This is a genomic window from Stenotrophomonas sp. Bg11-02 (assembly GCF_002836635.1).
Classification (GTDB): domain Bacteria; phylum Pseudomonadota; class Gammaproteobacteria; order Xanthomonadales; family Xanthomonadaceae; genus Stenotrophomonas; species Stenotrophomonas lacuserhaii.
The window spans coordinates 1-1,396 of record NZ_PJAY01000020.1 but is presented as its reverse complement, the minus strand read 5'-3'; the positions used below and the strand labels follow the sequence as shown (position 1 = coordinate 1,396).

Genomic DNA, 1,396 nt, shown 5'->3' with positions numbered 1-1,396 from the left:
CACGCGCACGCCCTCGAACGACGACAGCAGCGCATCGCCGTTGTAGAGCTGTTCCACGCTGTGCACGTTCACGCCGGGCGTCAGCACAAACGACAGGAACTGATCGTCACCCTCGTAGTGGGTGTAGTAGTTGCTGATCAAATCGGGCGCGATACGCATCGACCCGATCAGCAGCCCCACCGGCTGGTCGTGGCGTGCACGGTTGCGGCCGGCCGCGATCGAGTACGTCGACTGACCGGGAGCACTCTGCTTAGGCTGCTTGGGCTGCAGCACGCGATTGATGAGCACCGACCCGGCCATGTAGACGCCCGTAGCAGCGGCAGCACCCCACGCCCCCGATACTGCGCCGGCACCCCACCACCCGGCGGTGGCCGTGCCGAAGCCGAAGGTGAAGTAGGTCAGCGCCAAGGTAGCCACCAGCGCGACGGCAGAGCGGCCTACCGCCCCACGGGCCTCGATCACCTGCCCATGCTTGGGGTACACGAAAGGCCACATGTCACGCGGGACGGCGCGGCCGCCGATCAGCACCACCCAGTCCTGGTCATCGAGGTCGGTCACGTGACGATGCAGGAAGGCGCAGAGGGATTCGTCCGGGCGCAGGTCCGCCGGCTGGTTGCGCTGGCCATCTACCAACACGGGGTGGGGGGTGACGATGAGCCGGCCTGTCGAGCTAATATCTGATTTCTCAGCCAAGGTGCATGCGGATGAAGTCACTGAGGGTGATCCCGATAAGGTTTGTCGACCGAAACGGAAACCCAACCAGCCCGGATGCAGCGGCAGAGTCGGATTGCATTCCAGTTATGGATGTCTTGGTACGCTCCCCGTTTAACGCTGACCTTGTGATCAGGTCCCGGGCGCTAGTCGACACGGGCGCGGATTGCTGCGTGGCCTCGAGGCGGGTTCTTGAGACTGTTGGAGCCCCTGTAACTCGCTCGGTTAAACACCAAGGAGCGACCGGATCCAACGTGACGAACGTGCACAACGCGATTTTGATAATCGCTTCTAATGAAGGTTTTCAGATCCCAATAAAGGCAGACATCGCTCGTCAAGATGATGCTCACGTGCACCCCGCCTACTCTGTAATTTTGGGGCGCGGCTTGTTGCGAAATGGGTGCTTGACGCTTGACTACCCTGCCAAAGTTTTCACTTGGAGATGCTTTGTGTAACGCTTCTCGCAACGGCAGAGACACTAGTTCCTCGGGTGGCGGCATTGGCATATCAGACCCATTCGTAGATGCCTTCAATGCGCAGGCCAAAGCCCTGCAGATCGCGCGCGCGGTGCAGGACGCTGCACCCGTGGCGTTCGTTGCTGTGGAGTACCCAGCCCTCATGGGCCAGAAAGAAGAAAACCCCGGCATGGCCAGGGTTTCGTTGTCCGTGGTCGAACATCAGGACT

The 1,396-nt window shown here is 61.0% G+C and carries 2 pseudogenes; both read right to left on the bottom strand.

The annotated features are described in order from the left end of the window. A pseudogene (locus CXG43_RS01260) lies at window positions 1-693 on the bottom strand (phage tail protein); the annotation flags it as partial. A 525-nt stretch (window positions 694-1,218) separates the two neighbouring features. Continuing rightward, window positions 1,219-1,396 (bottom strand): annotated as a pseudogene (locus CXG43_RS19005) (peptidoglycan endopeptidase); the annotation flags it as partial.